24 protein-coding genes are annotated in these 25,870 nt (G+C 54.6%); 22 read left to right on the top strand and 2 right to left on the bottom strand.

Annotation, left to right across the window (positions count from 1 at the left end):
- From J7M22_19360 to J7M22_19265, 20 genes are all read left to right on the top strand, one after another.
- Positions 1-1,376 (top strand): T9SS type A sorting domain-containing protein (locus J7M22_19360; GenBank protein ID MCD6508765.1); only part of this gene is annotated, 1,376 nt, incomplete at its 5' end.
- Positions 1,377-1,469: 93 nt separating this feature from the next.
- Positions 1,470-2,261, top strand: a complete 792-nt coding sequence (locus tag J7M22_19355) for a hypothetical protein (protein ID MCD6508764.1) — start codon at positions 1,470-1,472, stop codon at positions 2,259-2,261.
- Positions 2,262-2,318: 57 nt separating this feature from the next.
- Positions 2,319-4,334 carry a PEGA domain-containing protein gene (locus J7M22_19350; GenBank protein ID MCD6508763.1) on the top strand — a complete coding sequence of 672 codons (2,016 nt, stop codon included), beginning with the start codon at positions 2,319-2,321 and terminating at the stop codon, positions 4,332-4,334.
- A gap of 46 nt (positions 4,335-4,380) precedes the next feature.
- Complete coding sequence (locus tag J7M22_19345) at positions 4,381-4,569, top strand: Trm112 family protein (GenBank protein ID MCD6508762.1); 189 nt, start codon at positions 4,381-4,383, stop codon at positions 4,567-4,569.
- Positions 4,566-5,759 carry a glycosyltransferase gene (locus J7M22_19340; GenBank protein ID MCD6508761.1) on the top strand — a complete coding sequence of 398 codons (1,194 nt, stop codon included), beginning with the start codon at positions 4,566-4,568 and terminating at the stop codon, positions 5,757-5,759. The genes J7M22_19345 and J7M22_19340 overlap by 4 nt, the downstream gene beginning before the upstream one ends.
- Positions 5,744-6,340, top strand: a complete 597-nt coding sequence (locus J7M22_19335) for a sugar transferase (protein ID MCD6508760.1) — start codon at positions 5,744-5,746, stop codon at positions 6,338-6,340. Before J7M22_19340 ends, J7M22_19335 begins: the two co-directional genes overlap by 16 nt.
- The gene (locus tag J7M22_19330; GenBank protein MCD6508759.1) at positions 6,324-6,821 is read left to right on the top strand and encodes a nucleotidyltransferase domain-containing protein; all 498 of its coding nucleotides are present in this window, start codon (positions 6,324-6,326) and stop codon (positions 6,819-6,821) included. The genes J7M22_19335 and J7M22_19330 overlap by 17 nt, the downstream gene beginning before the upstream one ends.
- Complete coding sequence (locus J7M22_19325) at positions 6,818-7,231, top strand: HEPN domain-containing protein (protein ID MCD6508758.1); 414 nt, start codon at positions 6,818-6,820, stop codon at positions 7,229-7,231. Before J7M22_19330 ends, J7M22_19325 begins: the two co-directional genes overlap by 4 nt.
- Before the next feature lie 13 nt (positions 7,232-7,244).
- Positions 7,245-8,117 carry a UTP--glucose-1-phosphate uridylyltransferase gene (locus J7M22_19320; GenBank protein ID MCD6508757.1) on the top strand — a complete coding sequence of 291 codons (873 nt, stop codon included), beginning with the start codon at positions 7,245-7,247 and terminating at the stop codon, positions 8,115-8,117.
- Positions 8,118-8,123: 6 nt separating this feature from the next.
- A complete protein-coding gene (locus J7M22_19315) occupies positions 8,124-8,996 on the top strand; it encodes a PHP domain-containing protein (GenBank protein MCD6508756.1) in 873 nt (290 codons plus the stop codon).
- Between the two features lies 1 nt (position 8,997).
- On the top strand, positions 8,998-10,329 hold the full coding sequence (miaB, locus tag J7M22_19310) for a tRNA (N6-isopentenyl adenosine(37)-C2)-methylthiotransferase MiaB (GenBank protein MCD6508755.1): 1,332 nt from the start codon (positions 8,998-9,000) through the stop codon (positions 10,327-10,329).
- On the top strand, positions 10,292-11,317 hold the full coding sequence (locus J7M22_19305; protein ID MCD6508754.1) for a hypothetical protein: 1,026 nt from the start codon (positions 10,292-10,294) through the stop codon (positions 11,315-11,317). Before miaB ends, J7M22_19305 begins: the two co-directional genes overlap by 38 nt.
- A complete protein-coding gene (locus J7M22_19300; GenBank protein MCD6508753.1) occupies positions 11,311-13,113 on the top strand; it encodes an ABC transporter ATP-binding protein in 1,803 nt (600 codons plus the stop codon). Before J7M22_19305 ends, J7M22_19300 begins: the two co-directional genes overlap by 7 nt.
- Before the next feature lie 76 nt (positions 13,114-13,189).
- A complete protein-coding gene (locus J7M22_19295; GenBank protein ID MCD6508752.1) occupies positions 13,190-14,347 on the top strand; it encodes an aminotransferase class V-fold PLP-dependent enzyme in 1,158 nt (385 codons plus the stop codon).
- A 91-nt stretch (positions 14,348-14,438) separates the two neighbouring features.
- Positions 14,439-16,307, top strand: coding sequence for a discoidin domain-containing protein (locus J7M22_19290; GenBank protein MCD6508751.1), 1,869 nt, complete (start codon positions 14,439-14,441; stop codon positions 16,305-16,307).
- A complete protein-coding gene (locus tag J7M22_19285) occupies positions 16,304-16,999 on the top strand; it encodes a response regulator transcription factor (GenBank protein ID MCD6508750.1) in 696 nt (231 codons plus the stop codon). The genes J7M22_19290 and J7M22_19285 overlap by 4 nt, the downstream gene beginning before the upstream one ends.
- Positions 17,000-17,008: 9 nt before the next feature.
- On the top strand, positions 17,009-17,896 hold the full coding sequence (locus J7M22_19280; protein MCD6508749.1) for a hypothetical protein: 888 nt from the start codon (positions 17,009-17,011) through the stop codon (positions 17,894-17,896).
- Entirely contained in the window at positions 17,871-20,159 is a 2,289-nt protein-coding gene (locus J7M22_19275) for a hypothetical protein (protein ID MCD6508748.1), read from the top strand. The genes J7M22_19280 and J7M22_19275 overlap by 26 nt, the downstream gene beginning before the upstream one ends.
- A 95-nt stretch (positions 20,160-20,254) precedes the next feature.
- Entirely contained in the window at positions 20,255-21,319 is a 1,065-nt protein-coding gene (locus J7M22_19270; protein MCD6508747.1) for a Gfo/Idh/MocA family oxidoreductase, read from the top strand.
- A 12-nt stretch (positions 21,320-21,331) separates the two neighbouring features.
- Complete coding sequence (locus tag J7M22_19265) at positions 21,332-23,689, top strand: glycoside hydrolase family 95 protein (GenBank protein ID MCD6508746.1); 2,358 nt, start codon at positions 21,332-21,334, stop codon at positions 23,687-23,689.
- Between the two features lie 43 nt (positions 23,690-23,732).
- Here the strand turns inward: J7M22_19265 and J7M22_19260 are convergent, their stop codons facing one another.
- The gene (locus J7M22_19260; GenBank protein MCD6508745.1) at positions 23,733-23,888 is read right to left on the bottom strand and encodes a hypothetical protein; all 156 of its coding nucleotides are present in this window, start codon (positions 23,886-23,888) and stop codon (positions 23,733-23,735) included.
- Between the two features lie 5 nt (positions 23,889-23,893).
- Here J7M22_19260 and J7M22_19255 point away from each other — a divergent pair, with 5 nt between their 5' ends.
- Positions 23,894-24,916 (top strand): radical SAM protein, encoded by a 1,023-nt coding sequence (locus tag J7M22_19255; GenBank protein MCD6508744.1) that lies wholly within the window; start codon positions 23,894-23,896, stop codon positions 24,914-24,916.
- A gap of 286 nt (positions 24,917-25,202) precedes the next feature.
- Positions 25,203-25,376, top strand: a complete 174-nt coding sequence (locus J7M22_19250; GenBank protein MCD6508743.1) for a hypothetical protein — start codon at positions 25,203-25,205, stop codon at positions 25,374-25,376.
- 256 nt (positions 25,377-25,632) lie between these two features.
- Here the strand turns inward: J7M22_19250 and J7M22_19245 are convergent.
- A partial coding sequence (locus J7M22_19245; protein ID MCD6508742.1) for a hypothetical protein occupies positions 25,633-25,870 on the bottom strand: 238 nt, incomplete at its 5' end.

The raw sequence follows: 25,870 nt of genomic DNA, 5'->3' as shown, positions 1-25,870 counted from the left end.
CGATCTTCCCAAAAAACGGCATTAGAAATCCCATAGGCGTCCCGGCCATCGGGGATTTCAAGATGAAGGGTGAGATGACGAACAGGACGTTTCACATGATCTCGATCCCCCTTGTCGGCGTTACCTCTCCGATGGATGTCCTCTCCTCAACCTGGGGAAATAAGGAGGAAAACTGGGTCATCGGTAGGTGGAACGGATACGATTACGAGAGAAATCCGAAGTTCCAATGCGGATGGGGATACTGGGTGAATATCAAGGAAAGCAGGCCGATGCCCGTCGTCCGAGGGAGGACGGCGAATCCCGCAAGGCCCTTCCCCATCCCCCTGCAGAAGGGATGGAATCAGATAGGGAACCCCTTCCCGTTTCCGGTCTATTGGGGGAACGTAAGGGTGGCTAAATCCGACGGCGAACCCCTTCCCATCGCCGAGGCTGGGGAGCTCGTCAGGGTCGGATTCTGGTATTGGCGGGATACCACGCCCAACGACGAGCCGGATGGATCATATGAGTTCCACTCCGCCCCCGACGACGTGCTTATCCCGTGGCTCGGATACTGGGTTAAGGCGCTCCAGGACAACGTGCAGCTCATCATCCTCCCCTTGCAGGAGGTTCCCAAAGGGGCTCCCGCCAAGCTGCATCCGTTGAAGTGGCACATCGAGCTCGTGGCGAGGGATGGTCATAGCGAGGATAGGGGAAACCTGCTGGGAGTGGCGGATGATGCCGAAATTGGAGACGACCCATACGACATCGAGGAACCACCTCCCCCTGCAAGAAGGCTGGACATCAGCTTCCTCCACGGCGACGATAGATACTCCGTCGATATCCGCCCTGAAGGTAATGAGATGGTCTGGGAGCTCCTCCTGACGCCCGGTGAAAGGGAGAAACGTGAGGTAGCGTTGGAGTGGAGCTTGTGGAACATCCCTCCGAGGTATCATGTCTATCTGGAGGACCTCGATAGGGGAATACGGGTCGAGATGAAAAGGGGTGGAAGGTATAAGGTGAGAATGGATGGGGAGAGGAAGGGAAGGATGAGGGTTCGCGTTAGCGAAAACCGGCTGGGAATGGAGATATCGGGGATAATCCCAAGGATAAGCGATCTGATGCCCCTCTATCCGAACCCGGCGAATCCCGAGGTCTGGATACCCTTTACGTTGAGCGAGTCGGCGGAGGTTGAAGTTCGGATATACGACATCAGCGGCAGGCTGGTTAGGAGGTTGGCGTTGGGGAGGATCGACGCGGGGGTTTACCTGAGCAAAGGGAGAGCGGTCCACTGGGACGGGCGGAACGAATCGGGCGAACGGGTTGCAAGCGGGATGTATCTGGTGGAGCTGAGGACGGGAAAGCACAGATTTTGGAGGAGGTTATCGGTGGTGAAATGATATGAGGACCGGAAACTGTGGAGGAAGCTAAAACCGAGGTTGAAACTTGGGCCACATGGAAGAGACAAGAGTAGATCTAGGAGGAACGGTGCGATGAGAAGAGGTTGGCTTATATTGGCGCTCCTTATGATGCTGGCGGCTTTCGCCTATGGGGATAAAGAGGCAAGTCAGCATCTACAAAAAGGAACTCAGCTCCTGGATGAACTGTTCGTGAATGAGGCCATCTCCGAGCTCCAAACTGCCCTCAAGTTGGGGCTGAGCTCTCAGGAGGAAAAGGTGCTATGTTACTCTCATCTCGCAAAGGCGTACATAACGCGCGGTGAGAATGAAAAGGCCATCGACTGTTTTTCGTCTCTGTTGCGGATACGGAGGGATTATCGACCGGTTAACGTCTCGCCCAAGGTGATGTCGGTCTTCGAGGAGGCGAGGAGAAGGGCCGACCTGAATCCGCCCCTGGTTCGACATGAGGCGCCGAAATCGGCGAGGGTGGGAGATAATGTGAGGATCGAGGCGGAGGTGACCGATGAGGGGAGGATCACCTCAGTCACCCTCTCCTTTCAGATGCCAGGCGAGGGAAGCCGGACCGTCCAGATGACCCCTTCGAAGGGGAAATTCACCTACGTGTTGCCGAGGTTAACGGCGCCGGGGTTATTGAAATACTCCATCGTCGCGAAGGACGACTGGGGAAACGAATCCAGACCCGTCAGAGGTTCAATCAGGGTGATAGCCAAGGGATCTAAGGGGTTATGGAAATGGGTAGGGCTCGGCGCATCGGCGCTGATAGCGGGTGCCGGTGGAGTCATCTATTATCTCCTCATGCCGGAGGGTAAACCAGCGCCCGTCAAGCCGACCTGGCCCGGAAGTTTCCCACCTCCGCCTGAATGAGATGATTGACGGGGAGCTCGAAATACAATAAAATTTATGTCGTGTGGGAGGGGTTTCATGAGGAAAATCGTAACGGCTTTTATCGTCTCGCTTTTCCTCTTGATCTCATGGCATTCCTTTGCCGAGCGACTCCCCGTCATCGAGCTTATCCAACCCATAAGCTCAAGGGGAGTCAAGGGCATATTGGAGTATCGAACGACGGCGAAGACCATCAAAATCGTGGGCGTTGCCTCCAGCGACTCGGACGTGGTCGAGGTCACGATTAACGGAATCCCCGCTCGGATATCGAAAACCACCTCCAGGGACCTGATTCTAACCCAGGTCGCCCGAAAGAGGTCAGTTCGCTTTGAAGGGGAGATCTCCCTATCTCAAGATAGGAGATCAGAGATACACATATTAGCAAAGGATGCCAGAGGTCACGAAAATCGGAAGGTCGTCGTCGTGATCCGCGAGGAGATCACCTCCTCCTCAGATCTGGGCAGGCGATGGGCGCTGATCATCGGGATAGAGGACTACGAGGACCCGAACATCGCCGACCTGAGCTACTCGGTGGACGACGCCAAACTGCTTTATGAGATTCTGACCGATCCGAGCAGGGGCGGATTCGATCCGGAATGCGTCCGTCTGCTCACGGACGATGCCGAGGACCCCTCTCTCAAGCCGACCCGTCGTAACATCCTCAGGGCCCTGAAAAATTGGCTGAGCCGGACGAAACCGGAGGATACGGTGCTGTTTTATTTTTCAGGACACGGCGTCGCCGATGAGAGGGGTAGGAACTATCTGGTAGCTATCGATTCGACGCTCGACCTGCTTGAGGACACCGCCGTCTCGATGAGGCGCGTGAACGAGCTTTTAAGCGACAGGAAGGTGATCAAGGCGAGGAAGATCATAGCGATTCTAGATACCTGTCACAGCGGCGCCCGAGTGGGATCAAAGGCGGTGGGCGAGCTCGGACAGGTTCTCGATCCGCTCTTCACCAAAGCAGAGGGGCGAATCACGCTCGCATCCTGCGGCATAGACGAGCAGTCATTTGAAGATCCCCAGAGGGGACACGGTGTCTTTACGTATTACCTCGTCGAAGGGTTGAAAGGGGAGGCGGATGTCGACCTCGACGGGGTGATCTCCGCCACCGAGGTGAGCAACTATGTCTTCAATGCCGTAAGGGAATGGGCATGGCGGCACGGCAGAAAGCAGACACCGCGTCGGGAGTCGAATCTGGCCGGCGAGATCTGGCTTGCGCGGGACCCGAACGTCAGGATGCGAAGGCTGGAGAGGATGCACAAATCAGGAAAGATGACCGATGACGAATACAGCGAGGCGCTAGCCCTGCTCGGGAAAGATCGATCCAAACTGACGGATATCGAGATGACCTGTCTGAGAGCGCTCGAGGACCTGCTTTCCGGTAGGACGACGCTCGAAACCTACAGGCTGATCGTCATGCGAGCGAAGGGGTTGGGGGTTCTCCGGATAGAGACCGACCCGCCGGGAGCTGCCGTTTTCCTGAACGGCAGATATGTCGGGGTCACTCCGAGGAAGGTCAGCGGACAGAGGAAGGGGGAGTATGATCTGGAGCTGACCAAGGATGGGTTCGTTCCGATCAGGATGAAGATCCGGCTCAGGGCCGGGGAGATGAAGAGGATAAACCAGAAGCTCGTGCGTTTCGGTCATGTTCAGGTGGTCTCATCCCCGCGTGGGGCGAAGATCATGCTTGACGGTAAAGACACGGGCAAGCTCACCCCTGCGACGCTTGAGCTTCCCCCCGGAAGATACAGGATAGGCGTCACATTACCCGGCGAGCCTGAGAGAGAGAAGGAGGTTTTAGTCAAATCCGGAAGCTCCGCCGAGGTGAACTTCGACCTGATTCAGAAGGGCTACGGCGAGCTGATAATCGACGCCGATCCGTGGGCGGAGGTCTTCCTAGACGGCAAAAAGGTAGGGTATACGCCCCTTTGGCTCAAGAGGATCACATCTGGAAGACACAAGCTGAGATTCGCCAACCCGAACCATCCTGATATCGAAAGGGAGATCACCCTTAGGAGAGGAGAGGTGGGACGGGTGAAGGTGAAATTTTAACGCTTTTCAACTAGGTGTCACACAATTCGACAAGGAGGGAAGGAAGATGCTGGATGAGAAACTTCTCGAGATACTCGCCTGCCCCGCTTGTAAGGGGGATATCAGATATGACGAGGAGAACCAAAAGCTGATCTGTCTCTCCTGTGGCCGTAGATATCCCATCAGGGATGGAATACCGATAATGCTTATAGAGGAGGCGGAGTTGCCCGAAAAGGGTGAAAAACAGGGGAGTTGAAGACGCTGTTCCTCACCCTCAGATCCCCATATCCGCCTCAGCGGGGCGATAAGATCAGGGCGTTCAACTTCATAAGGTATCTGGCCGAGCGTGGATATGAGGTGGATCTGGTCTGTTTCGCCGAACGGGAGGAGGACTTGGATTACATCGCCCCGCTGAAGGAGTACTGTCGGAAGGTTCTAATGGTTCGGTTCTCACGCCCGAAAGCCCTCTTAGGGGCGGCCTCGCGCCTGCCAACGCGTACTCCGCTTCAAAACGGCTACTGGTTTTCCGGAAAGCTGGCCTCCATTGTCGAATCCCTGATCTCATCCGAACGGTATGATCTCGTCCACGCCCAACTGTTCAGGATGGGGCAGTATGTGGACGGATATCGGCTGCCGAAGGTGCTTGATCTAACCGATTCGCTGGCCATGAACCTCCAGAGACGGATGAGGATCGACAGGTCGCCCCTTCTGCCTCTGATCGCCCTGGAACAGAGGAGGGTTAAGAGGTTTGAGGTGGATATAGCGAGCAGGTTCGATGCCGTCATCGTCGCCTCAGAGATAGATAGATCCTATCTCTCACATGAAAACCCCGATCTGAAGCTCAAGGTCATCCCAACGGCGATCGATGTCGATTTCTTCAGACCGGTCGATAGATCGAGAGGGCCGGTCCTGCTTTTCACCGGCACAATGGGATACTTTCCCAACGACGATGCCGTGCTGTTTTTTCACAGGGAGGTTTTGCCGCTTGTCAAACGGGAGATATCGGACGTAAAATTTTATGTTGTGGGCAACAATCCACCTCCTAAAGTGAAATCGCTTGAATCCCATGGCGACACGGTCGTCACAGGTCATGTCGAGGATGTGAGACCGTATTTTGAGATGGCTTCCGTCTTCGTCTGCCCTCTTCGTTCAGGCTCGGGTATTCAAACGAAGAATCTGGAGGCGATGGCGATGGGGGTGCCGGTCGTAACGACCTCCCTCGGCTTTGAGGGCATAGAGGCCATGCCGGGCAGGGATCTGATCGTCGCCGATACTCCTGAGGATATCGCCTCTGAGGTGATCAGGCTCCTGAAAAGCCCTGATCTGCGAGATAGGATAGGGCGAAACGGCAGAAGGGTGGTCGAGGAGAGGTATTCCTGGCGCGTGGTCGGTCAGAGGCTTGTGGGGGTGTATGAGGAGGTCGTAGGGAGATGGCGAAGCGAATGATGGACCTCCTGATGGCCTCCCTCGCATTGCTTGCGCTTTGGCCGTTGATGTTGATCTGTGCCCTTTTGGTCAAGATCAATTCCCCCGGCCCCGCTCTTTATAAAGCCCGAAGGGTCGGACTCGGGGGCAGGGAGTTCACGATGTATAAGTTCCGATCGATGGTTCGGGACGCTCCGAAGCTCGGAGGGGGAATCACCTCATACGGCGATCCCCGGGTGACGCTCTTCGGAAGGATGCTCCGGAGGCTCAAACTGGACGAACTGCCGCAGCTTTTCAACGTTCTGAAAGGCGATATGAGCTTCGTCGGCCCTCGCCCCGAAGATCCGCGATACGTCGCCCTCTACACTCCCCAACAGAGGCGTGTTTTGAGCGTCAGGCCCGGGATAACGGGGATCTCCCAGATAATCAACAGGAACGAGGAGGAGAAGTTGAAGGGACAACCAGATCCGGAGGAGTATTACGTGAGGGTGCTTATGCCGGAGAAGATCAAGACCGATATGAATTACATCGAGAACCGAAATCTGAGGATGGACCTTAAACTGATACTGAAGACGGTGATCGGATATGGGGATCGGATATGAAACTTATAGGGGATATCTTGATCTGTTATTAAAGGAGATGATAAGATCGTTCGGGGATGATTTCATACTCTCGTTGGTCCTCTTCGGCTCAGTAGCGAGGGGTGAGGCCATGCCTGATAGTGACATAGATCTCCTGATAGTTCATAAAGAGGCTGATTTTAACCCGATGAGAAGTTTCGTTACGCTCGTCCTGAAGCTGAGGAAAAGCAAGGAGTATAAAAGGCTTAAGGAGCTTGGGTTATGTCCCGACCCGTATCCGATCTTCATAACGGAAAGAAGGCTTTGGAACCAACCACTTATCCTCTTAGATATATTGGATCATGGAATAATTATATATGATAAAGGGATTTTAAGAAGAAGGCTTGACGTCTTAAAGAGAAGGCTTGAAGAGCTGGGAGCGAGAAGGATAAATCTTAAGGATGGAAGCTGGTATTGGGATCTAAAACCTGACTGGAAACCGGGAGAGGTGATAGAGCTTTGACGAACTTTGAAATCGGAGAAAGACTGCTTGCCGAAGCTGAGGAGTGTTATCGGGAGATGCTGGACGCTCTTGATAGAAGATCCTGGAATTTGGTTATCCGGAGAGCCCAGGAGGTCGTGGAGCTTTCCCTGAAAGCCGTCTTAAAAGCTATGGGGATCGAATATCCGAAAAGGCATGATGTGGGAGATGTTTTCAAGGAAACATGCGTGCGAAAAGGGATAACCTTCATCCGATTGTCCGACCTGGATGAGATAGAGGAGATCTCATCCTATCTGGCGAGGGAACGAAGTCCTGCCTTTTACATGGAGAGGACATATAGCGAAGAAGAGGCAAGAAAGGCAAAAGGCGACGCTTCGAAGGTATTCAGATTATCCAAGTCGCTTTTCGAATTTCTGAGATCAAACGGTTGAGGAGGAGGTCGACATGGTAAGTAAAGCCGTCATACCGGCTGCCGGTGTGGGCACGAGATTGCTTCCGGCAACGAAATCTCAGCCGAAGGAGATGCTCCCGGTTGGGAGAAAACCGACCATACAATATGTGGTCGAGGAGATATACGCCGCTGGGATAAGGGATATCCTCATCATAACAAGCCAGCAGAAACGCGCCATAGAGGATCATTTCGATTATGACGCCAACCTTGTGGAATGGCTCAGCCGATCGGGTAAACCGCTTGAGCCGATAAACCATATCGAGATGGGCGTGCAGATCCTCTACACCAGACAAAGCGTGCCCAAAGGGCTCGCCGATGCTATAGGTCTCGCCAGAAGCTTCGTAGGGGATGAGGATTTCGTCGTCTGCCTGGGAGACTCCATAATCAAATCCGAGGAGTCCGGATCTCTGATCAAGAGGATGATGGACGCCCACGATAGGATGAATGCCAAGGCGACGATCGCCTTTGAGGAGGTGGATCGAAGGGATGTGTCGAAATACGGCATCGCCAAACCGAGGGAAGGACTCGAGGATATATTCTGGATCGAGGATCTGATCGAGAAACCCTCCATCGATGAAGCGCCGAGCAATTTGGCCGTGGCCGCCAGATATATCTTCTCGCCCCAGATCTTCGATTTCATCGATCGAACTCCGCCGGGAAAGGGCGGTGAGATACAGATCACCGACTCTATAAGGCTCATGTTACAAAGCGGATATCCGATCCTGGGCGTCAGACTGGCCGATGGTGAGAGGAGATATGATATAGGAAACTTCAGAAGCTATTATGAGGCCTTCTTCGATTTCTCGCTCTCCGATCCCGAACTGGGCGAGACCTTCAGGAGATACGTCCTGGAAAGGCTGAGGTAATCGTCCATGATCCGGAACCGGGTGGACCTTCACGTTCACACGACCGCCTCGGATGGCACCTGCACGCCGGCGGAGGTGATCGAGCTGGCGAAAAAAGCTGGATTGACAGCCATAGCCATCACCGATCACGATACGCTTTCAGGAGCTATCGAAGGGGTTAAGCTGGCGAAGGAGATGGGATTTGAGGTGATCGACGGGGTGGAGCTGAGCTCAGACCTGAACGGAGCGGATGTCCACATACTCGGATACCTCATATCGAGATATCACGTCATTCAGGGGGTTCTGGATGAGCTGCAAAACCTCCGCTCGACAAGGGCCGAGAGGATGGTCCGGAAGCTTAACAGGCTCGGCGTGAGGATCAGCATGGAGGATGTGCTGAAGGAATCGAAGGGGGATTCGATAGGCAGGCCTCATATAGCGGCTGCCATGGTCAGGAAGGGGATCGTCCCCACGACCCAATACGCCTTTCAATATTACATCGGCGACGGTGGGCCGGCTTATATCCCTAAACCCAAACTCACGCCGATCCAGGCCGTGGAGCTGATACTCGCGAGCGGCGGGGTGCCGGTGCTGGCCCATCCGGGACTGACAGGGAGCGACCATATAATAGATGAGCTCGTCGAGCATGGCCTGCGCGGTCTGGAGGCCTTTCATCCGATGCACGATGAGAGGCAAACCCGGAGATATCTTGAGATCGCCGAGAAGAAGGGGCTGATCATCACCGGCGGCTCGGACTTCCACGGGGCAACCAAGCCGGATATACGGATCGGCTCCGTTACCGTGGGATATGAATCCGTCGAACGCCTTAGGGAGGAAGCCAAAAGGGTATGGAATTCATCACGGAAAATCGCATTCGTATTCGACCGCACATACGGTTGATATGAACATGAAATTCTTCATTCGGACATATGGTTGTCAGATGAACGAGAGCGATTCCGAACGAATCGCCTGGCTCCTCACGGAGAGGGGATATGAGAGGGTCTCGGATGAGACCGAAGCCGACCTCATCATCCTCAATACGTGCGCCGTTAGAGATTCGGCCGAAAGGAAGGTCTGGGGCAAGCTGGGAAGATTGAAGGATCTCAAACGACGTAAACCCGATCTGCTTATAGCCGTCGGTGGATGTATGGCCCAAAGCTACGGCGAGGAGATAATCAGAAGGTTCCCACATGTCGATCTGGTCTTCGGCACGAGAAGTTTCGTAAAACTGCCCGATCTGATCGACGAAAGGCTCTCGGCCGGACGGGCGGTGGTGGATCTATCCGAACCCACCCAATTCCAGTTCACACCTCAATTGAGGGGGAACGGGATTAAAGCGTGGGTGAACATCTCCACCGGCTGCGATAATTTCTGCAGCTACTGTATCGTTCCATACGTCCGAGGCAGGGAGAGACACAGGCCGGTCGATGAGATATTGGGTGAGATCGAGGAATTAGCCCGCGAGGGATATAAGGAGATCACGCTTCTCGGTCAAAATGTCAACTCATATCGCTGGAAGGACGTATCATTTTCTGAGCTTTTGAGGATGGCGAACGAAATCGGGGGAATAGAGAGGATAAGGTTCATCACGTCGCATCCCAAAGATGTGCCCGACGATCTGATCGAGGCGATGGCGGAGTTGGAAAAGGTATGTGAACATCTTCATCTCCCGGCCCAGTCGGGGTCGAACTCGATTCTCAGGCGGATGAACCGAAGGTATACGAGGGAGAGGTATCTCGATATCGTCCGCAAGCTCAGGAAGGAGATACCGCACGCCGCTATAACGAGCGATTTCATCGTCGGTTTCCCCGGTGAGGGCGAGGAGGATTTCGAGGAGACCCTATCGCTTGTGGAGGAAATCCGATTCGATTACGCCTTCTGCTACAGATATTCCGATCGGCCGGGGACAAAGGCGGCCTCGATGGAGGGGAAAATACCGGAACACCTCAAGCGCAGGAGACTTGAGAGATTGATTGATCTGACCAAAAGGATCGCCCTGGAGAAAAACAGCGATCTTCTCGGCGACGTGGTTGAGGTGCTGGTCGAGGACGTCAATCCGAAGGCGAAGGGAGAGCTCATGGGCAGGACGAGGACGAACAAGATCGTCTTCTTCAGGGGAAACGAGGATATGATCGGCTCCACCTTGAAGGTGAGGATCACGGAGGCATCATACTGGTTCTTAAAGGGTGAAATCCATGGAGATCCCCGATTCCTGGATCAGTCTGGCCGATAAAGTCGTGGGAAAAGGGAGAATCGCGATTCTCATAGGCGGGGTTGATACCGGCAAGACGACCCTGTGCCGGTATCTGATCGGTGAAGCGACGAAAGCGGGGATAAAATCGGCCGCAGTAGATGCAGATGTGGGGCAGTCGTGGATCGGCCCCCCGACATGTATAGGGATGAAGCTCATATCGAACGAGGGGGATTTAAACGAAGAGCCGGATAGGCTGTATTTCGTCGGCTCCATATCGCCTCCCGGACATCTTCTCGACTGTGTCGTCGGCACGAAGCTTCTGGTTGAAGAGGCTTTATCATCGGGCGCGGAGTTCGTGGCTATCGACACAACAGGTCTGATCGACGGGGATATCGGCCTCGCCCTTAAACGGTCTAAGATCCTATCGATCTCCCCGACCGATATCGTCCTCATACAGGTGAGAGGTGAGCTCGAGCCGCTCGCCGGGGAGATCGAATCCGTTCGAAGGTGGCGGATACACAGGTTGAGAAGAGCCGATCAGGTGATGAGAAAATCCCGCGATCACAGGATCTCACACCGCAGGGCGATGTTCGAGGGATACTTCTCGAAGTGCGTTCCGATCGATTTCAATTTCACCGAGCTCAGGTCACAGAGATCCCTTTTCCTAAACGGCAGGCCGCTTTCGGATCGGGAGATGAGATCGCTTTCCCAGCTGATCGACGACATCGTCCTCTACGCTGAAGTCTCTGGAAACCACCTGTTCGCAGTAACCCCCGACCGCGTGGTGAGGGAAAAGGCGGAGAGGGTTTGTCGTGCGATGAATCTGAGACGGCTTGAGCTGAGACAGCCGGAATGGTTTGAGGGACTTCTCGTCGGACTGCTCGATCGAGATGGGCGGGTTATATCGCTCGGTATCATCGAGAGGGTGGATTTCGCCTCTCGTAGGCTGACGATCAGATGTCGAAACGGCTCTGAAAGGGCGGCGATCCTCCAATTCAGCAGGTTCAGGGGGGATAGGGGATGTTGAGGAGGTTTTCAAGGTATATAAAGCCTCACATAGGGGCGATCATCGCCGCCACCATATGCGCCAGCCTCATAGCGCTGTGCGACATGGTTTACGTCCACATCCTCGCCGATACGGTCGATAACCTCAAAGCGCTTACCTCTAGCCAGGGCAAGCAGGTCCAGTTCTCCTTTTTCAGCTTCAAGGAGCATTTTAACGGTTTGACCTTTCAGGTTGGAAGTGTGGGGGATGCGATGTGGGCGATAGGGATCGTGCTGGGACTGATGTTGGTAGCGGTGACCGCTAAGGGACTCTTCTCATACGCCCATACCTATCTCACCTCCCGCGTCGCCTATAAGGTGATAACCGAGCTCCGAAACGACATGTATTTTAAGATCACGATGGCTCCCCTCAGCAGGTTCGCCGGCGAAAAGGCCGGAGATCTGATATCGCGGGTCATAGATGACGTCAACGTGGTGCAGGGCGCCATCGCGTCCATCTCCACCGTCCTGCGCTCATCGGTGACGCTCGTCATATTCGTCACGATGATGTTTCTGAAGGATTGGCTGCTGACCCTGCTGGCGATAGCCGTCCTGCCGCTTCTCGGATACATGATCAGGCGGTTCGGCGAGAGGATAAAGGCGACCAGCAGGCATGTTCAGATGAGAATGTCCGACATAGCCAGCCAACTGCAGCAGACGATCTTCGGCATCAAGATCATAAAGAGCTTTACCGCCGAGGAGGCCGAGATAGATAGGTTCAGAGAGGTGAACAGACAGAAATACAGGTTGATGATGAAGAGGATGAGGATGAGGGCGCTCCTGCCGGCTCTGGTTGAGTTCCTGACGGCATTTGGAATAGCACTGGTCTTCGGATTCGGATGTTATAGGGTTCTGACGGGAAAGCTCTCCACGGGATGGTTCTTCGGATACATGGCGATGATGGGTATGGTCTTCAAACCGGTCAGGGATCTGGGGAATTTCAACGCTGCCCTTCAACAGGCGATGGCCTCCTTCGAGCGGATCATGTATGTGCTTGACATGAGCGGGGAACCACATGACGATCCCGATGCGGTTGAGCTGAAAGATGAGATCAGAGGCGAGATAGAGTTCAGAGATGTGTCGTTCAGATACGGAGAGGAACCGGTTTTAAGGGGGATTAACCTCAAGGTTGCCCCCGGTGAAAGGGTCGCCCTTGTGGGCCCCAGCGGAGCGGGGAAAACCACCCTTGTGAACCTGATACCCAGGTTTTACGAGCCCACCTCCGGTGAGGTCCTGATAGACGGCATACCGGTCAGAAAGATAAAGCTCTCCTCGCTCAGAAGGCTCATAGGTATGGTTCCCCAGGAGATGATACTTTTCAACGGCACAATCTACGATAACATCATATTCGGCAGGCCGGAGGCGGACGAAGAAGAGGTGCTTGAGGCGGCTAAAAGGGCGAACGCACATGATTTCATCCTCAAACTGCCCAAAGGGTATAGAACCGTCGTGGGCGATAGGGGGATGAGGCTCTCAGGCGGCCAACAACAACGGATCTCGATCGCCCGCGCCATCCTGAAGGATCCGAAGATATTGTTGCTTGATGAGGCCACCTCGTCGCTCGATACGGAATCGGAGAGGTTGGTCCAACGTTCGCTCGAGGAGCTGATGAAGGGGAGAACCACCCTCATCATCGCCCATAGGCTCTCGACCGTCATGAACGCCGACAGGATAGTCGTCATCAAGGACGGAAGGATAATCGAAACGGGACGGCATGATGAGCTTATCGCTAAGGGCGGTTTCTATAAAAGGCTCTGTCAGATGCAGTTTCAAGGATGATCTCTTGCTCAACCGTTAAATGACGATAAATGACGACAAATGACAATAAATGACTTAATAACAAGCGAGGATATAAATGGATCGGCATATAGATTGGAGTCGATTTAGAGACTGGTTTCCCGTGACGAGGCGTTTCGCCTACTTCAACCACGCCGGGGTCTCCCCCATGCCGTTGCCGGTCTACAGGGAGTTAAAGGCCTTCATGGATGACGCCCTGCAAAACGGCTCGGTGAACTATAGGAGGTGGCTTGAGACGGCGGAGGATACGAGGAGGCTTTTGGCCTCCATGATAAACGCCCGTCCGGATGAGATCGCCTTCGTCAAGAACACAACCCACGGCATACTGATAGCCGCTAACGGCATACGATGGAAGTCCGGCGACAACGTCATAATAACTGAGGCCGAATTCCCCGCCAACGTCTACCCCTGGCTTAACCTCGCCCGTCGTGGAGTCGAGACCCGATTCGCACGCCAAAGGGATGGCAGAATACCGTTCGAGGAGATAGAGAGGCTTGTGGATGATCGCACGCGGGTTATATCCATAAGCTTCGTCGAATTCGTAACCGGATACCGAAACGACCTCAAGAGGATAGGAGAGCTATGCCGGGACAGGGATATCATCTTCGTGGTCGATGCTATACAGGGGATGGGCGCCCTTGGGATAGATGTGAAGGGGTGTAACGTGGATATCCTCTCCTCCGACGCACATAAATGGCTTTTGGGACCTGAAGGAATAGCCTGTTTCTATTGCTCGAGAGAAAGGTTGGACGATATCGAGAACGTGAACGTGGGATGGATGAGCGTGATAGATGAGTCGAATTACCTCAACTACGACCTCACACAGAAGCCCGACGCCCGCCGGTTCGAGGAGGGATCGTATAACATGCTCGGAATCCACGCCCTTCACGCGGCCGTGAGGATGCTCACCGAGATCGGGATACCCAACATCGAAAGGAGGATCCTGAGCCTAACCGATATGCTCGCTCAGGGATTGAGGGAGAAGGGATATAGGCTCATAAGCCCGATGGGGAAGGGGGAACGGTCAGGAATACTGACGTTCTGCAGCGACAGGTTCTCATCGGGAGAACTGGTGAAGATGCTTTTTGAAAACGGAGTCGTGACGGCACATAGATCCGGATACGTCCGCGTCTCACCCCATTTCTATAACTCGGAGGATGAGATCCGGAAACTTTTAGACCTCCTCCCGGATCATCCGGTCCGTCACATACGGTAAATAGAGGTCTCATCGTGGATCGGTCGAGTTGAAATCCGGATGGCGTTGTGATAAACTAAAATCAAACCTGTTCACCGGGGATGGCGATCCGATGAGACCTTTTTTCCCTTTGATCCTTCCTATCTTCGCCCTAACTCTCATTCCATCGGCTTTCAGCTTGGTCGAGCTGGCTTTGGAGGAGCCCATAGGGGATTTCCTCACCAATAACGAATCGGTCAGGGTCGAGGGATATATCACCTCGTCGATCGAGGGCGATGGTATGATATCCGTGGCTAACTCCGCCGGGATGAGAAGCCCGCCTCACTCCGATCTGCCGATCGCCGAGTTAGTCGTCGATTTCCTCTCGAAAAGGAACATCTCGCAGTTGCGGATCACCTCACTCTTTCGGGATGGGCTTCTGTTTGGGCCCAGGAAAGTTATGCTCCGATTCTCGAACGATGGCGAGCATTTCTCCGCCCCGGTTCCGCGCAACGTCCCGTCCGGAGTATCGTCCGAGGACATGGCCTCGACCATCCAGTTCGATCCACCGATCTCCTTCAGGTTTGTAGCCATAGATATGGTTGAAAGCTGGCAGCGCGAAGGGGTGGAGGTGAAGGAGATCTCGGCGATTGATGCTGACGGGAACACCAGATACGGGTTAATCCGATCAGCCGGGTTCTCACTGGTTCTTTCGCTCCATCCGGCTCGGTTTGCCGTCGACGTGCCGCTCATGCCCGGCGAGAGCAGGCTGACGGTCTCCGCCCGCCTGGTAAATCCTCCTCCCAATACTCCGCCGTCAGAGATCGAGGATTTCGTAACGGTGGATGTCCTGCGCGTGGAGCGCCTTCCTCAGCCATCGGAGATGAAGGAACCCATCAGACTGAGCGATGGCGATCGGCTGAGCGTGGTTATCCCGCCCGGGGGGGTGAGGGACGTCGAGAGGGTGGAGATCATCAGGCTTTCCCCCGAAGATCTGCCATCGTCGCCGATCCTGGCTTACGATTTTAAAGCCCTGTACAGGGTGCCTTTTCTGGCCAAAGCCTCAGCATATCTCGAAACCCAGCCTCCATCGCTGGCCGTCGACGGGGATATGGATCCCAGATCGAGCTGGATGACGGGTATAACGCCGATGCCCGTGGAGATAACGGTGGATCTGAGAGGAAACTACAGGGTCGGAAGCCTTGTCATACATCCCCTCATAGAGGATGGAAAACCCTATGGTCCGCAGCGCGCACAGATCTTCATCTCATCCGACGGTCGAAATTTCACCGAGATCCTCGATTATGACTCCTTCAACGACGGGGATACCCCCGTTCCTCTGCCCCGAATCGTTCGGGCGCGATATGTCAGAATCAAAATTCTCGAGAGCAAACAGCCGGATGACGTGAGGATAAGGGAGATACAGTTCCTCGATGAGACGGGAACGCCCATCGTCCACTATATCCGAGCCGGCATGATCTCCTTCGACAGGCCGGTCCTCATAGAGGTGACGCTTGACCGATCGCTGATCGACGGGAGGGACGTCGAAAAGCTCGCCCTTTTCTCATGGGACGAGGTTCTGGGCAGATGGATGATCATAGGCGGAGAGCTGGATGAGACAGGGAGGAAGCTGATAGCGGAGACGAATTTCCTCTCCAGGATAGCGCTCTTTCAGACCGAGAACAAGGGTGGGATGGAGCCTAAATGGACTCTTAACCCGTTTTCTCCCAACGGCGATGGAGTGGCAGATGTGACGAGGATGACGATACGCTTCCCTCGAAGAGGGAACGGGGAGTATGGGCAGCTGCTCGTCCAGATATTCGACCTTTCGGGGAAGCTCGTCAGGACCCTGGTGGACAGGGAAACCATGCTTTCAGGTTCGATATCCGTTCAATGGGATGGGACGGATGGATCGGGGAGACCGGTTCCCATAGGACCGTATCTCTATCAGATAAAGATAGGCGATAGGAAATATAATGGGCTTATCGTGGTGGCCAGATGAAATACAGAATTCTACTGGTGGATGACGACAAGGACATAGTGGAGTTTCTGACCGATTATCTCGAGGATGAGGGATATGAGGTAACACCTGCCTATGATGGGAGGGAGGCCATAATCAAGGCTCAGGCCGAGGAGCCCCATCTGATCGTGCTTGATATCATGCTGCCTTTCGTGGATGGATTTGAGGTGTGTAGGCGGATAAGGCAGTATATGGCCGTCCCCATCATCATGCTTACCGCCAAGTCGGAGGATGTGGATAGGATCATAGGACTTGAGATCGGAGCTGATGATTATGTGGTCAAGCCCTTCAATCCGCGTGAGCTTCTGGCCAGGATCAAGGCGATCCTGAGGCGCGTATATAGGGAGGAGTATCAGGTCAGGCCGGTCCATGAAAAGATCATCATAGGAGACCTTAAGATAGATCCTGAAAGGCGAGAGGTGACCGTGGGCGGCAGGAAGCTAGATCTGAAGCCCAAGGAGTTCGATCTCCTCCATTTCCTCGCTCTCAACAAGGGCAGGGTTTACACCCGAAATCAACTGATAGACAGGGTGTGGGGACGGGACTATCTGGTGGGGCCGAGGACTGTTGACGTGCACATCAGCCGCCTGAGGGAGCAGATCGAGGAGGCCGGGGGGAATCCAGACCTGATCCAGACGGTCTGGGGCATCGGGTATAAGCTGTCGGACGAGTAGGGGGTGATCATGACCCGATTCGTCCGCCTCCTGCTCGTCCTGATCCTCCTCGTCCCTGCCCTCTGCCAGGCGGCCTTCAACCTCGATTTCGTGGGGGCAGAGAGTGCCGGCATGGGTGGCGCTGCATCGGTCGAGAGAAGCGTGGGTGGCATCATGCTCGATCCAACCCTTCTCACCTCCATACGCTCCCAACAGCTCGCCCTCTCGGGGATCGATCTTTACCCGCGCTTGAAGGGGAGGATGATAGCCCGAACTCTGACGGGATACGCGAACATCGGATCCGAAGGCGGGATCGGGATCACGTGGGGGTATCTCAATGCCGCCGGGCTGTATTGGGAAAACGTGCTGACGGCAGCGGCCGTGCGAATCTTCGGGCGATTTGCCCTCGGCGGGTCGCTATCCGCCATGGAATGGGACGTGCCGCCGACCACAGATCCGGACGGCAGGATCATTGAGGACATAAACGGGCCTATCATCCCATCTTTGAGCGTGGGGATCAGGTTCAACCCCTCTTCAAATACCTCACTATCGCTTTCCCTCTTGAATCTGAACAGACCGAACGTCGCCTCCTCATCCTCGCCGTCTCCCGAAAAGCTGCCGCTGATCGCGAGGCTCGGCGTGTCGGTGAGATCTGAGGGCGGAAGATGGGGAATGGATCTGGTCTTCAGGGGAAATGAAATCGATATCCGGACCGGATTTGAGAGAAAGCTCACCGATCGCGTTTCCATCAGAGCGGGACTGCGGCTGGAGAACTTAGCCATGGGGATCAATCTGACGGGGGGAATCGGATATCGGCTGAACGATTCCACGATGGTGAACTACGCTTTGATCTATCCGATGATAAACCTTCAAGGAGGAATGGAGAGCCACTGTGCATCGGTTGTATACGATTTTTAAGCTTCTGATGATAGCCTGCTTTGCGCTTTCGATGGCTCACACCGTCTGGTGTGGGACGGTCACGGACCCCTTGGGCAACGAGGTCTTCGTGCGGGCCAAAGGGAAGATGCTCTATTCGATCGGCGCCAGCTATTCGATGCTCCAGGGCGGAGCTGTCGTCAGGAGGGATAAGGAGTTTCACAACAGAACCGGTAAACAGAACTTCTTCACCTTCGATATATCCGGCAGGAACGTGAGGCATCTGCTGACGGTCGGCACCTTCCATACCAGATTCTCAGCCTTCACGCTGGATAAGACCCTTTTCGATGCGGGGAGGTGGGACATCATAGTTCCGAGAGCCCAGGGTAGGATCGTCGGGGTGTTGTCGAAGCTCACCAACACCTCGATAACGCCTCAGGGCAGGAGGATCGAGAACAGGGATATAACGAGCGAACTTGATTGGTTCCTCGCGGGGGTTCGGGCGGAGTCGAACCTCGGAAACTGGGTGTTATCTGTGAAGGGATTGCCCCAGCTTTCGATCCCCCTGCCCAAGATAGGCATCAACTATGCGACGGAATTCCTGACCAACTACCAGCTCTCCCAGGCGACGAACCCGTTTCGCGGCGTGACGGTCACCAGCCCGCTCGATGTCATATACCTCCGCTTCAGGGATGGATCGCCTGAAAACCCAGGTGGGGCGAAGCTTTATAGGATCAAGGTCTATCTGAACGGCTCCGCCGCCTATGATTTCGCAGGCGGCAGAGAGCCTCCCGGCGTACTGGTAGGGTTGAAGAGCTCCTTCTCCGACGGTCTCTCCCGATGGGTCGATAGAAACGGCTACTTCATCTACCGCTTCTCGATCCCAAACCCCCAAACCCTCGAGGACATCAGGTTCGAGCTGGATATAGCAAACGATTATGTGGTGGAGCTATCAACCGATAGGAAGAGCTGGCGACTGATGTTGACTGCCCCCGGCAATCCCAGGGACGAATCGAACAGGGGAGTCAGAACCTTCCACTATGGGGAGATGACGGACGAGACGACGATGGGGTTCGACATGCAGATGACCTTTCTAGGGGCATCCATAGAGGCCGAACGTGCGTGGTACATAAGGACGTTTCAATACCCCACGGTCAGAGGTAAAAGGACTCAGAGGAAGGCAGGGGCGTGGTTCATCGACGTCAACAGGAGGTTCGGTCCTGTATTCTGGCGCAGCGAATACACGCATATGGATACCTTCTATAACGCCGGCGATTTCGTCGATGACGATGACAACGAGGATATGTACCCCGACGCCATAGAGCCTGATATCCCCGTCTCATCCCCCTATGACAGGGATGGCGATAGAATCCCTGACTGGCAGGACGATTTCCTCCTCTTCGGAGCCGATCCACCCAGGTTCAGAACCGGACTGGAAAGGGAATACATGGATCTTAACAATAACGGGGTGCCCGACAGGGAGGAGGATGACGATAAACCGGATTATAGGATGGATTACGAGGAGGGATCATATGGGCATCACACCTTCCTGATCTTCAGTCTGCCCTTCATCAAGGGATTATCGCTGACCCCCGGATATTACGAGAAGCATCTCATACCTCAGAAACGAAGCGCCAGGGGATGGTATGGGATACTCTCCTACTCGCCGGGGAGAATTCCAGGCTTCGGGAGGCTTAACCTCAGATATACCATACGTCGGGCGCACGACCTGATCCCGGACGACACGGTCAACAGGAAAGATGACCTCTCGCTCCAGAACTATCTGAGCAATATCCTCACCTTCACAGCGAGATATGACCAGGTCGAAAATCTGATGGTGGAGACGAAGTTTAAATATCAATATGACGCGCTGTTTCACACCCGGCAGAGAGCGGTGGACACCATACTGATTAACAGGGTTCGATATGATTGGAAGATCAGACCGGATCTGGTTCTATCGCCCATGTTTCGCAGCGACAGAAGCTTAGGTTTCAGGATGCCCTACGACAGGGCCAACGCCCTCGATGACACGAGAAACGCCTATATACTCACCCTCAGCCACAGGCTCATGGATCAGCTTCAGTTGAGCGCGGGATTGGAGTATCTGACCTACAGAAACAGGCTTATCCCGGATTCGGATTTCAACAGAAAGGTGATCTTCCTGGAGCTGATCCTGCGAGGCAGGGCCTTCGGCTCGCAGATGGGGATGCTGGCTACATTCAGCTACATCGACCATAGGTTCATCCGCTCCCTCGGCGGAAGTCAGAAAAAAACCGACATATCGATCACGCTCTACCTGCTTTGATCATACCACTGGCTTTAAGGGAGGGTTGACATGCCTTCTATCCGGTTATAAACTACGCTTATGCTTTCGACGCTGTAGGAATGAGGAGGTCGAAGATGAAAAGGATAAGGGTTGGCGTTATAGGGAGCGGAGGGATATTCCGCTCGCTTCACGCACCATACTACGAGATGACCGATCTGGCCGAGATAGTCGCCGTCGCCGACGTGAACGAGAGCTCGGCCAGAGAGGTGGCTTCAAAATTCAACGCCGATGCATATGCCGATTACAGGGATCTGTTGAGGAGGGATGATGTGGATGCAGTGGACGTCTGCACCCATCCCGCCCCTCACATGGAGATAACGGTGGCCGCCGCCGAGGCGGGCAAACACATATTGGTCGAAAAGCCGATGTGCCGCACCGTCGCCGAGGCAGATCGGATGATCGAGGCGGCTGAGAAGGCGGGCGTCATGTTACAGGTCGCCTATATGATCAGGTTTAACCCCGTCTATCAGAAGCTCAAGGAGCTGCTGGAGGACGGGACCTTAGGCGATCTGCACATGGCATACTGTTGCCAGGTGGGATGGTTCCCGCCCAGACATCCCTGGCTCTTCATCCGAGAGCAATCGGGCGGAATGCTGGTCGAACAGGCAATTCATAATCTGGATGCGTGGCTGTGGCTCTACGGGGATGTCGAGGAGGTCTTCGCCACCACGAGCCACGTGCCTTTAGGCGGAACCTATCCCGAACCCGAAAAAGCCGTCGAGAACAACGCCGTCCTCGTGGCGAAGTTCAAAAAGGGTGGAACCGGAATGCTGATAAAGAGCTGGGCCGCGGAGGTCGGTCATGGCGGCGAAGGGGTTGTCTGCTCGAAGGGATCTGCCACCATATCGGGCGGGGAGATACGATGGAAGACGCACGATATGAAGGAGCCGGAAAGCTTCAGGCCCGACGTGCCGGACGATGATACTTACAGAACCATCCCATCCGAGGCTCGTCAGCGCAGATACTGGTCATACGCCTCCAAGGGCGCTAGCATCGAACACTGGCTCAAATGCATCATGGGCGAGGAAAAGCCCACGACATCGGGCAGGGTCGGCAGGGCCGGCATCGAGATAGCGGAGGCCGCCTACATCTCCTCGCAGAAGGGTGAAAAGGTGAAATTGCCGCTGAGCTCGGGCTGAGGAGGCTTTGAGATGAGAATCTGGTATCGCCGACCGGCGTCGGAGTGGGTTGAAGCTCTGCCCATAGGTAACGGGCGCCTGGGAGGCATGGTCTTCGGCGGGGTAAAGCGCGAGCGGATACAGCTCAACGAGGATACCATCTGGAGCGGAAAGCCGATCGACAGGGATAAACCCGACGCGGCCAGATACCTACCTGAAGCCCGAAGGCTTCTATTTGAGGGGAGATACGCCGAGGCGGAAAGGCTCGTCCAGGAGAGGATGATGGGACTACGGTTAGAGGCCGGAGTTCACACCTACCAGATGTTGGGAGATCTGATCCTCCTCTTCGAGGAGGGCAAGGAGGAAGTGATCGACTACGTTCGCGAGTTAAACCTGGATGAGGCGATCGCTCGTGTGAGCTACCGACTCGGCGAAACCCTTTTCAGGAGAGAGGTCTTTTCGAGCGCCGTCGATCAGGTGATGGTCGTGCGTTTTGAATCAGATGGACAGGGAGCTCTCACCTTCGAGACCCTGCTTTCGCGTGAGAGGGACGCTGAGGTGCTTGTGATTGAGCCGGATCGTATCCTCATGAGGGGGCACGTCAACGGAGGAGATGGGGTGAGGTTCGAGGCACAGCTCAGGCTCATGCATGAGGGAGGTGATTTGAAAACCACAGATGAGGGATTACGTCTTGAAAGGGCCGACTCCGCCACCATACTCCTGGCCGCGGCAACGGATTATCGGGGGGATGATCCACATGAGCTGTGCGAAGGGTGGCTTTCGGCGGCATCGGAGAGGGGATATGAGAAGCTACGTGAGGCTCATATAGCCGAACATCAGCGTCTCTTCAGCCGGGTTGAGCTGAACCTTGCAGGAGCCGATCGGGATGATCTGCCCACTGACGAAAGGTTAAAGGCCCTCCAGGAGGGAAAGGAGGATCCGCAGCTTGTAATTCTTTACTTCCAGCTCGGCAGATATCTCCTTATCAGCAGCTCCCGTCCGGGCTGTATGCCCGCCAATCTGCAGGGGATATGGGCGGACGGGTTCAGTCCGCCGTGGAACGCTGACTATCACATTAACATAAACATTCAGATGAACTACTGGCCCGCCGAGGTATGCAACCTGAGCGAGTGTCACGAGCCGTTCTTCGACCTGATAGACGCACTGCGTCCCAGAGGTAGGATCACGGCCCGGAAGACCTACAACTGTCGTGGGTTCGTCGCCCATCACACCACAGATGCATGGCACTTCACCAGTCCCATCGGCAGGACGGTTTACGGCATGTGGCCCATGGGCGCAGCGTGGTGTTGTGGGCATCTGTGGGAACATTACCTCTTTACGGGGGATAAGGAGTTTCTGGAGAAACGGGCATATCCCATCATGAGGGAGGCCGCCGAGTTCTTCCTCGATTATCTCGTGGAACACCCACAGACCGGATATCTGGTCTCCGGTCCCTCCACGTCGCCCGAGAACCGGTTCCGCGCCCCCAACGGCGATATCGCCAGCCTGAGTATGGGGCCTACGATGGATCTGCAGATCATCCACGATCTTCTAAGCAATTGCATAGATGCGAGCGAGGTTCTCGGAATTGATGAGGAGTTCCGTCGGAAACTGGAGGATATGCTTTCGCGATTAGCGCCGCTGAGGATAGGAAGCGACGGTCGACTGATGGAATGGCCGGAGGAGTTCGATGAGCCTGAGCCCGGACATCGGCATATGTCACACCTCTTCGGCCTTCATCCGGGCAGGAAGATCACCCTGCGTGGGACGCCGGAGCTGGCGGGCGCTGCCAGGAAATCGCTCGAATATCGCCTAGCCCATGGAGGAGGTCATACCGGCTGGAGCAGGGCATGGATAATTAATTTCTTCGCACGGCTTGAGGACGGCGAGAGGGCATACGAAAACCTGATCGCCCTTCTGCGAAGATCAACCCTTCCGAACCTCTTCGACAACCATCCGCCCTTCCAGATAGACGGCAATTTCGGAGGATGCGCTGCGGTGGCCGAAATGCTCCTTCAAAGCCATGCGGGCGAGATCCATCTCCTGCCGGCCCTGCCGAAGGCATGGCCTGAAGGACACGTCAAGGGGCTGCGCGCACGAGGCGGCTTCGAGGTGGATATTGAGTGGAGGAACGGGAAGTTGAGGGAAGCTGAGATCCGATCGACGCTGGGCGGCCTCTGTCGGGTGAGGACATCCATCCCCGTCAGGGTGGAGGGTGCCGAAGCCAGACCTGCTGAAGGGCCGAATCCGAATCCGTTCTTCAGACAACATCTCGCTAAATCCCCTGAGATCAGGGACGCGTCGAAGCTGGAGCTGCCGAATCCGAGAGAGGGTTATCTCATCGATTTTGATACGAACCCGGGCTGCAGATATGTCCTACGTTCTCAGTGAATATAGGGGACAGGGGCCTTTGGTCCCCTGTCCCTTTACCTGCCTACCTAGTCGTTATCTTCAGGACGAAGGCGTGATCGCACGGCTTCCGATCGGGCATCGTCACGGTTAGCCCGTTGGGATCTCGAGACCATCGCACCGGCTCGTCTGAGCCCAATAGCTCCAATGAGTCGTTGGGAAAACGGCGGAGGGCGTGAATATGCTATGAGGAAAGGAGGGAAGCTGAAAATACCTGCCCCTTCCTCAGGGGGGATATTCCTAACATACAGGTGTAACAGCCGCTGTAAACACTGTATGTATGCCTGCTCACCCAGGTGGAAGGGGGATTGGCTTTCGGAGGAGGATGCCGAGAGGGTGCTCTCTCAGTTCGCCGCCAAACTTCGCGACAAATACCATTCAGCCAGCGTGGGCCTCAATTACGGCCTACATTTTACAGGCGGCGAGCCCTTCCTCAACTTCGATCTGCTCCTGAGCCTCACCGAGATGGCACATGAGCTTGGGATACCCTCAACCTTTGTCGAGACGAATTGTTTTTGGTGCAGGGATGACGGGACGACAAGGGAGAAGCTGATAAGGCTCAGAGAGGCGGGGCTGAACGGGATCCTCATAAGCGTCAATCCGTTCGTGGTCGAATACGTCCCCTTTGAGCGGATGGAGAGGGCCATCAGGGTAAGCGAGGAGGTCTTCGGCCGGAACGTGATGGTGTATCAGAGGTTCTTCTACGATCAGTTCAGAAGGGCTGGGCTTAAAGGCACGCTCTCCTTCGACGGATATCTGCGTCAGTTCGGCCTCATCAGCCTATCCCATGTTGAGCTCCTCCCGATGGGAAGGGTCGTCTACAAACTGGCCCATCTTTTCAGGAGATATCCCGCCGAGCATTTCTTCGGGCGATCATGTCGGCGGGAGCTCATCAGGGATTGGCACGTGCACGTCGATAACTACAGGAATTACATACCGGGCTATTGCGGCGGGATATCCCTGGGCGACGCGGGAGATCTCGATTCGATCTGTGATGGGATAGATCTGAATGAGTTTCCGGTTTTGAGGTGCCTGTTGACCGATCTGGAGGAACTCTATAGGCTCGGAGCGGAGTTCGGCTACAAGGAGCTGGAGGAGGGTTACATCTCCAAATGCCATCTCTGTCTGGATATAAGAAGACACCTGGCGCGGTGCGGCGGTTTCAAGGAGCTAAGGCCGAGGGAGTTTTACGAAAGGTTGGAGGACTAAACTGATTGTTATCCGCGGTTGACATGTTATGCCCGTTAGCTTATCATACGGATAATCCAGCCAGCGCGGGATAAGTGAAAGCTCTATGCGGAGCTCGAACTTAAAGCCCTTTTGGGTGAGAAGCTTCAAATAGGCTTTTACCACCTCAGGGTCGCGATACCCATTACCTCTCATGAATATCACCGACACGGGAAATCATAACACAAATCCAAGCCGTCGTCAAATATATTTCTGCTGATACGAAAGGGATGTGTATTTTTGCCTTGAAGCTCTGGAGAAAGGGCTCATGAAGGGGAAGCCCAGGATATTCAACACGGATCAAGGGAGTCAGTTCACAAGCTCAGCTTTCACGGGCAGGCTCCAGGAGGAAGGAATCCGGATAAGCATGTGCGGCAGAGGGAGAGTTTGGGAGAGAGGCTGTGGAGATCAGGTCTATATGGAGGGGAGATCTGAAAGATGAGATTGCAAATGATGGCAGTTTGTGATAAGATAGAGGCAGATGAGATGGGGGATCAAAGAGGAGTTGGTTTGCCGCTCCCTTTGATCTCCAAAGCAGGTTGGGTTTACATCTTAATTCCATCCATTTTTTGTCCAAAAAATGGGGGTAACCTTAATACCTTTCCGTAAGAGGGCTATACCGATCTACTTCATGGTGTATACAGATGATCAGATAAGGAGGCTTCAGTATCTCAGCCACAATCAGATAGTGGAAATCTTCATAGAAGCTGAAGTGCACCCATTATTTTGGACACATTTTCGAGCGATCTTATTGGGGGGTAACCCATCAGCATGGGAATCAGAGGGAGATTTGACCAAATCCTCTCTCCCTGATCCCCTCCTTCTGCCAACCCTATTTTACCAAATCTATCCCTCTCTTTAAGGTTACCCCCATTTTTTGGACAAAAAATAGAGGGGATTAAGGTGTAAAACCAACCTGCTTTGGAGATCAAAGGG

This window comes from Candidatus Poribacteria bacterium, assembly GCA_021162805.1.
Lineage (GTDB): Bacteria > Poribacteria > WGA-4E > B28-G17 > B28-G17 > JAGGXZ01.
The sequence above is the reverse complement of the archived record's forward strand: the minus strand, read 5'-3'. Positions and strand labels throughout refer to the sequence as shown.

Coding starts and splice junctions, on each gene's coding strand:
- J7M22_19280 (MCD6508749.1), top strand. CDS start 17,009: ATGACCCGATTCGTCCGCCTCCTGCTCGTCCTGATCCTCCTCGTCCCT.
- J7M22_19350 (MCD6508763.1), top strand. CDS start 2,319: ATGAGGAAAATCGTAACGGCTTTTATCGTCTCGCTTTTCCTCTTGATC.
- miaB (MCD6508755.1), top strand. CDS start 8,998: ATGAACATGAAATTCTTCATTCGGACATATGGTTGTCAGATGAACGAG.
- J7M22_19345 (MCD6508762.1), top strand. CDS start 4,381: ATGCTGGATGAGAAACTTCTCGAGATACTCGCCTGCCCCGCTTGTAAG.
- J7M22_19320 (MCD6508757.1), top strand. CDS start 7,245: ATGGTAAGTAAAGCCGTCATACCGGCTGCCGGTGTGGGCACGAGATTG.
- J7M22_19270 (MCD6508747.1), top strand. CDS start 20,255: ATGAAAAGGATAAGGGTTGGCGTTATAGGGAGCGGAGGGATATTCCGC.
- J7M22_19335 (MCD6508760.1), top strand. CDS start 5,744: ATGGCGAAGCGAATGATGGACCTCCTGATGGCCTCCCTCGCATTGCTT.
- J7M22_19290 (MCD6508751.1), top strand. CDS start 14,439: ATGAGACCTTTTTTCCCTTTGATCCTTCCTATCTTCGCCCTAACTCTC.
- J7M22_19355 (MCD6508764.1), top strand. CDS start 1,470: ATGAGAAGAGGTTGGCTTATATTGGCGCTCCTTATGATGCTGGCGGCT.
- J7M22_19315 (MCD6508756.1), top strand. CDS start 8,124: ATGATCCGGAACCGGGTGGACCTTCACGTTCACACGACCGCCTCGGAT.
- J7M22_19295 (MCD6508752.1), top strand. CDS start 13,190: ATGGATCGGCATATAGATTGGAGTCGATTTAGAGACTGGTTTCCCGTG.
- J7M22_19250 (MCD6508743.1), top strand. CDS start 25,203: ATGAAGGGGAAGCCCAGGATATTCAACACGGATCAAGGGAGTCAGTTC.
- J7M22_19330 (MCD6508759.1), top strand. CDS start 6,324: ATGGGGATCGGATATGAAACTTATAGGGGATATCTTGATCTGTTATTA.
- J7M22_19305 (MCD6508754.1), top strand. CDS start 10,292: ATGGAGATCCCCGATTCCTGGATCAGTCTGGCCGATAAAGTCGTGGGA.
- J7M22_19265 (MCD6508746.1), top strand. CDS start 21,332: ATGAGAATCTGGTATCGCCGACCGGCGTCGGAGTGGGTTGAAGCTCTG.
- J7M22_19300 (MCD6508753.1), top strand. CDS start 11,311: ATGTTGAGGAGGTTTTCAAGGTATATAAAGCCTCACATAGGGGCGATC.
- J7M22_19285 (MCD6508750.1), top strand. CDS start 16,304: ATGAAATACAGAATTCTACTGGTGGATGACGACAAGGACATAGTGGAG.
- J7M22_19255 (MCD6508744.1), top strand. CDS start 23,894: ATGAGGAAAGGAGGGAAGCTGAAAATACCTGCCCCTTCCTCAGGGGGG.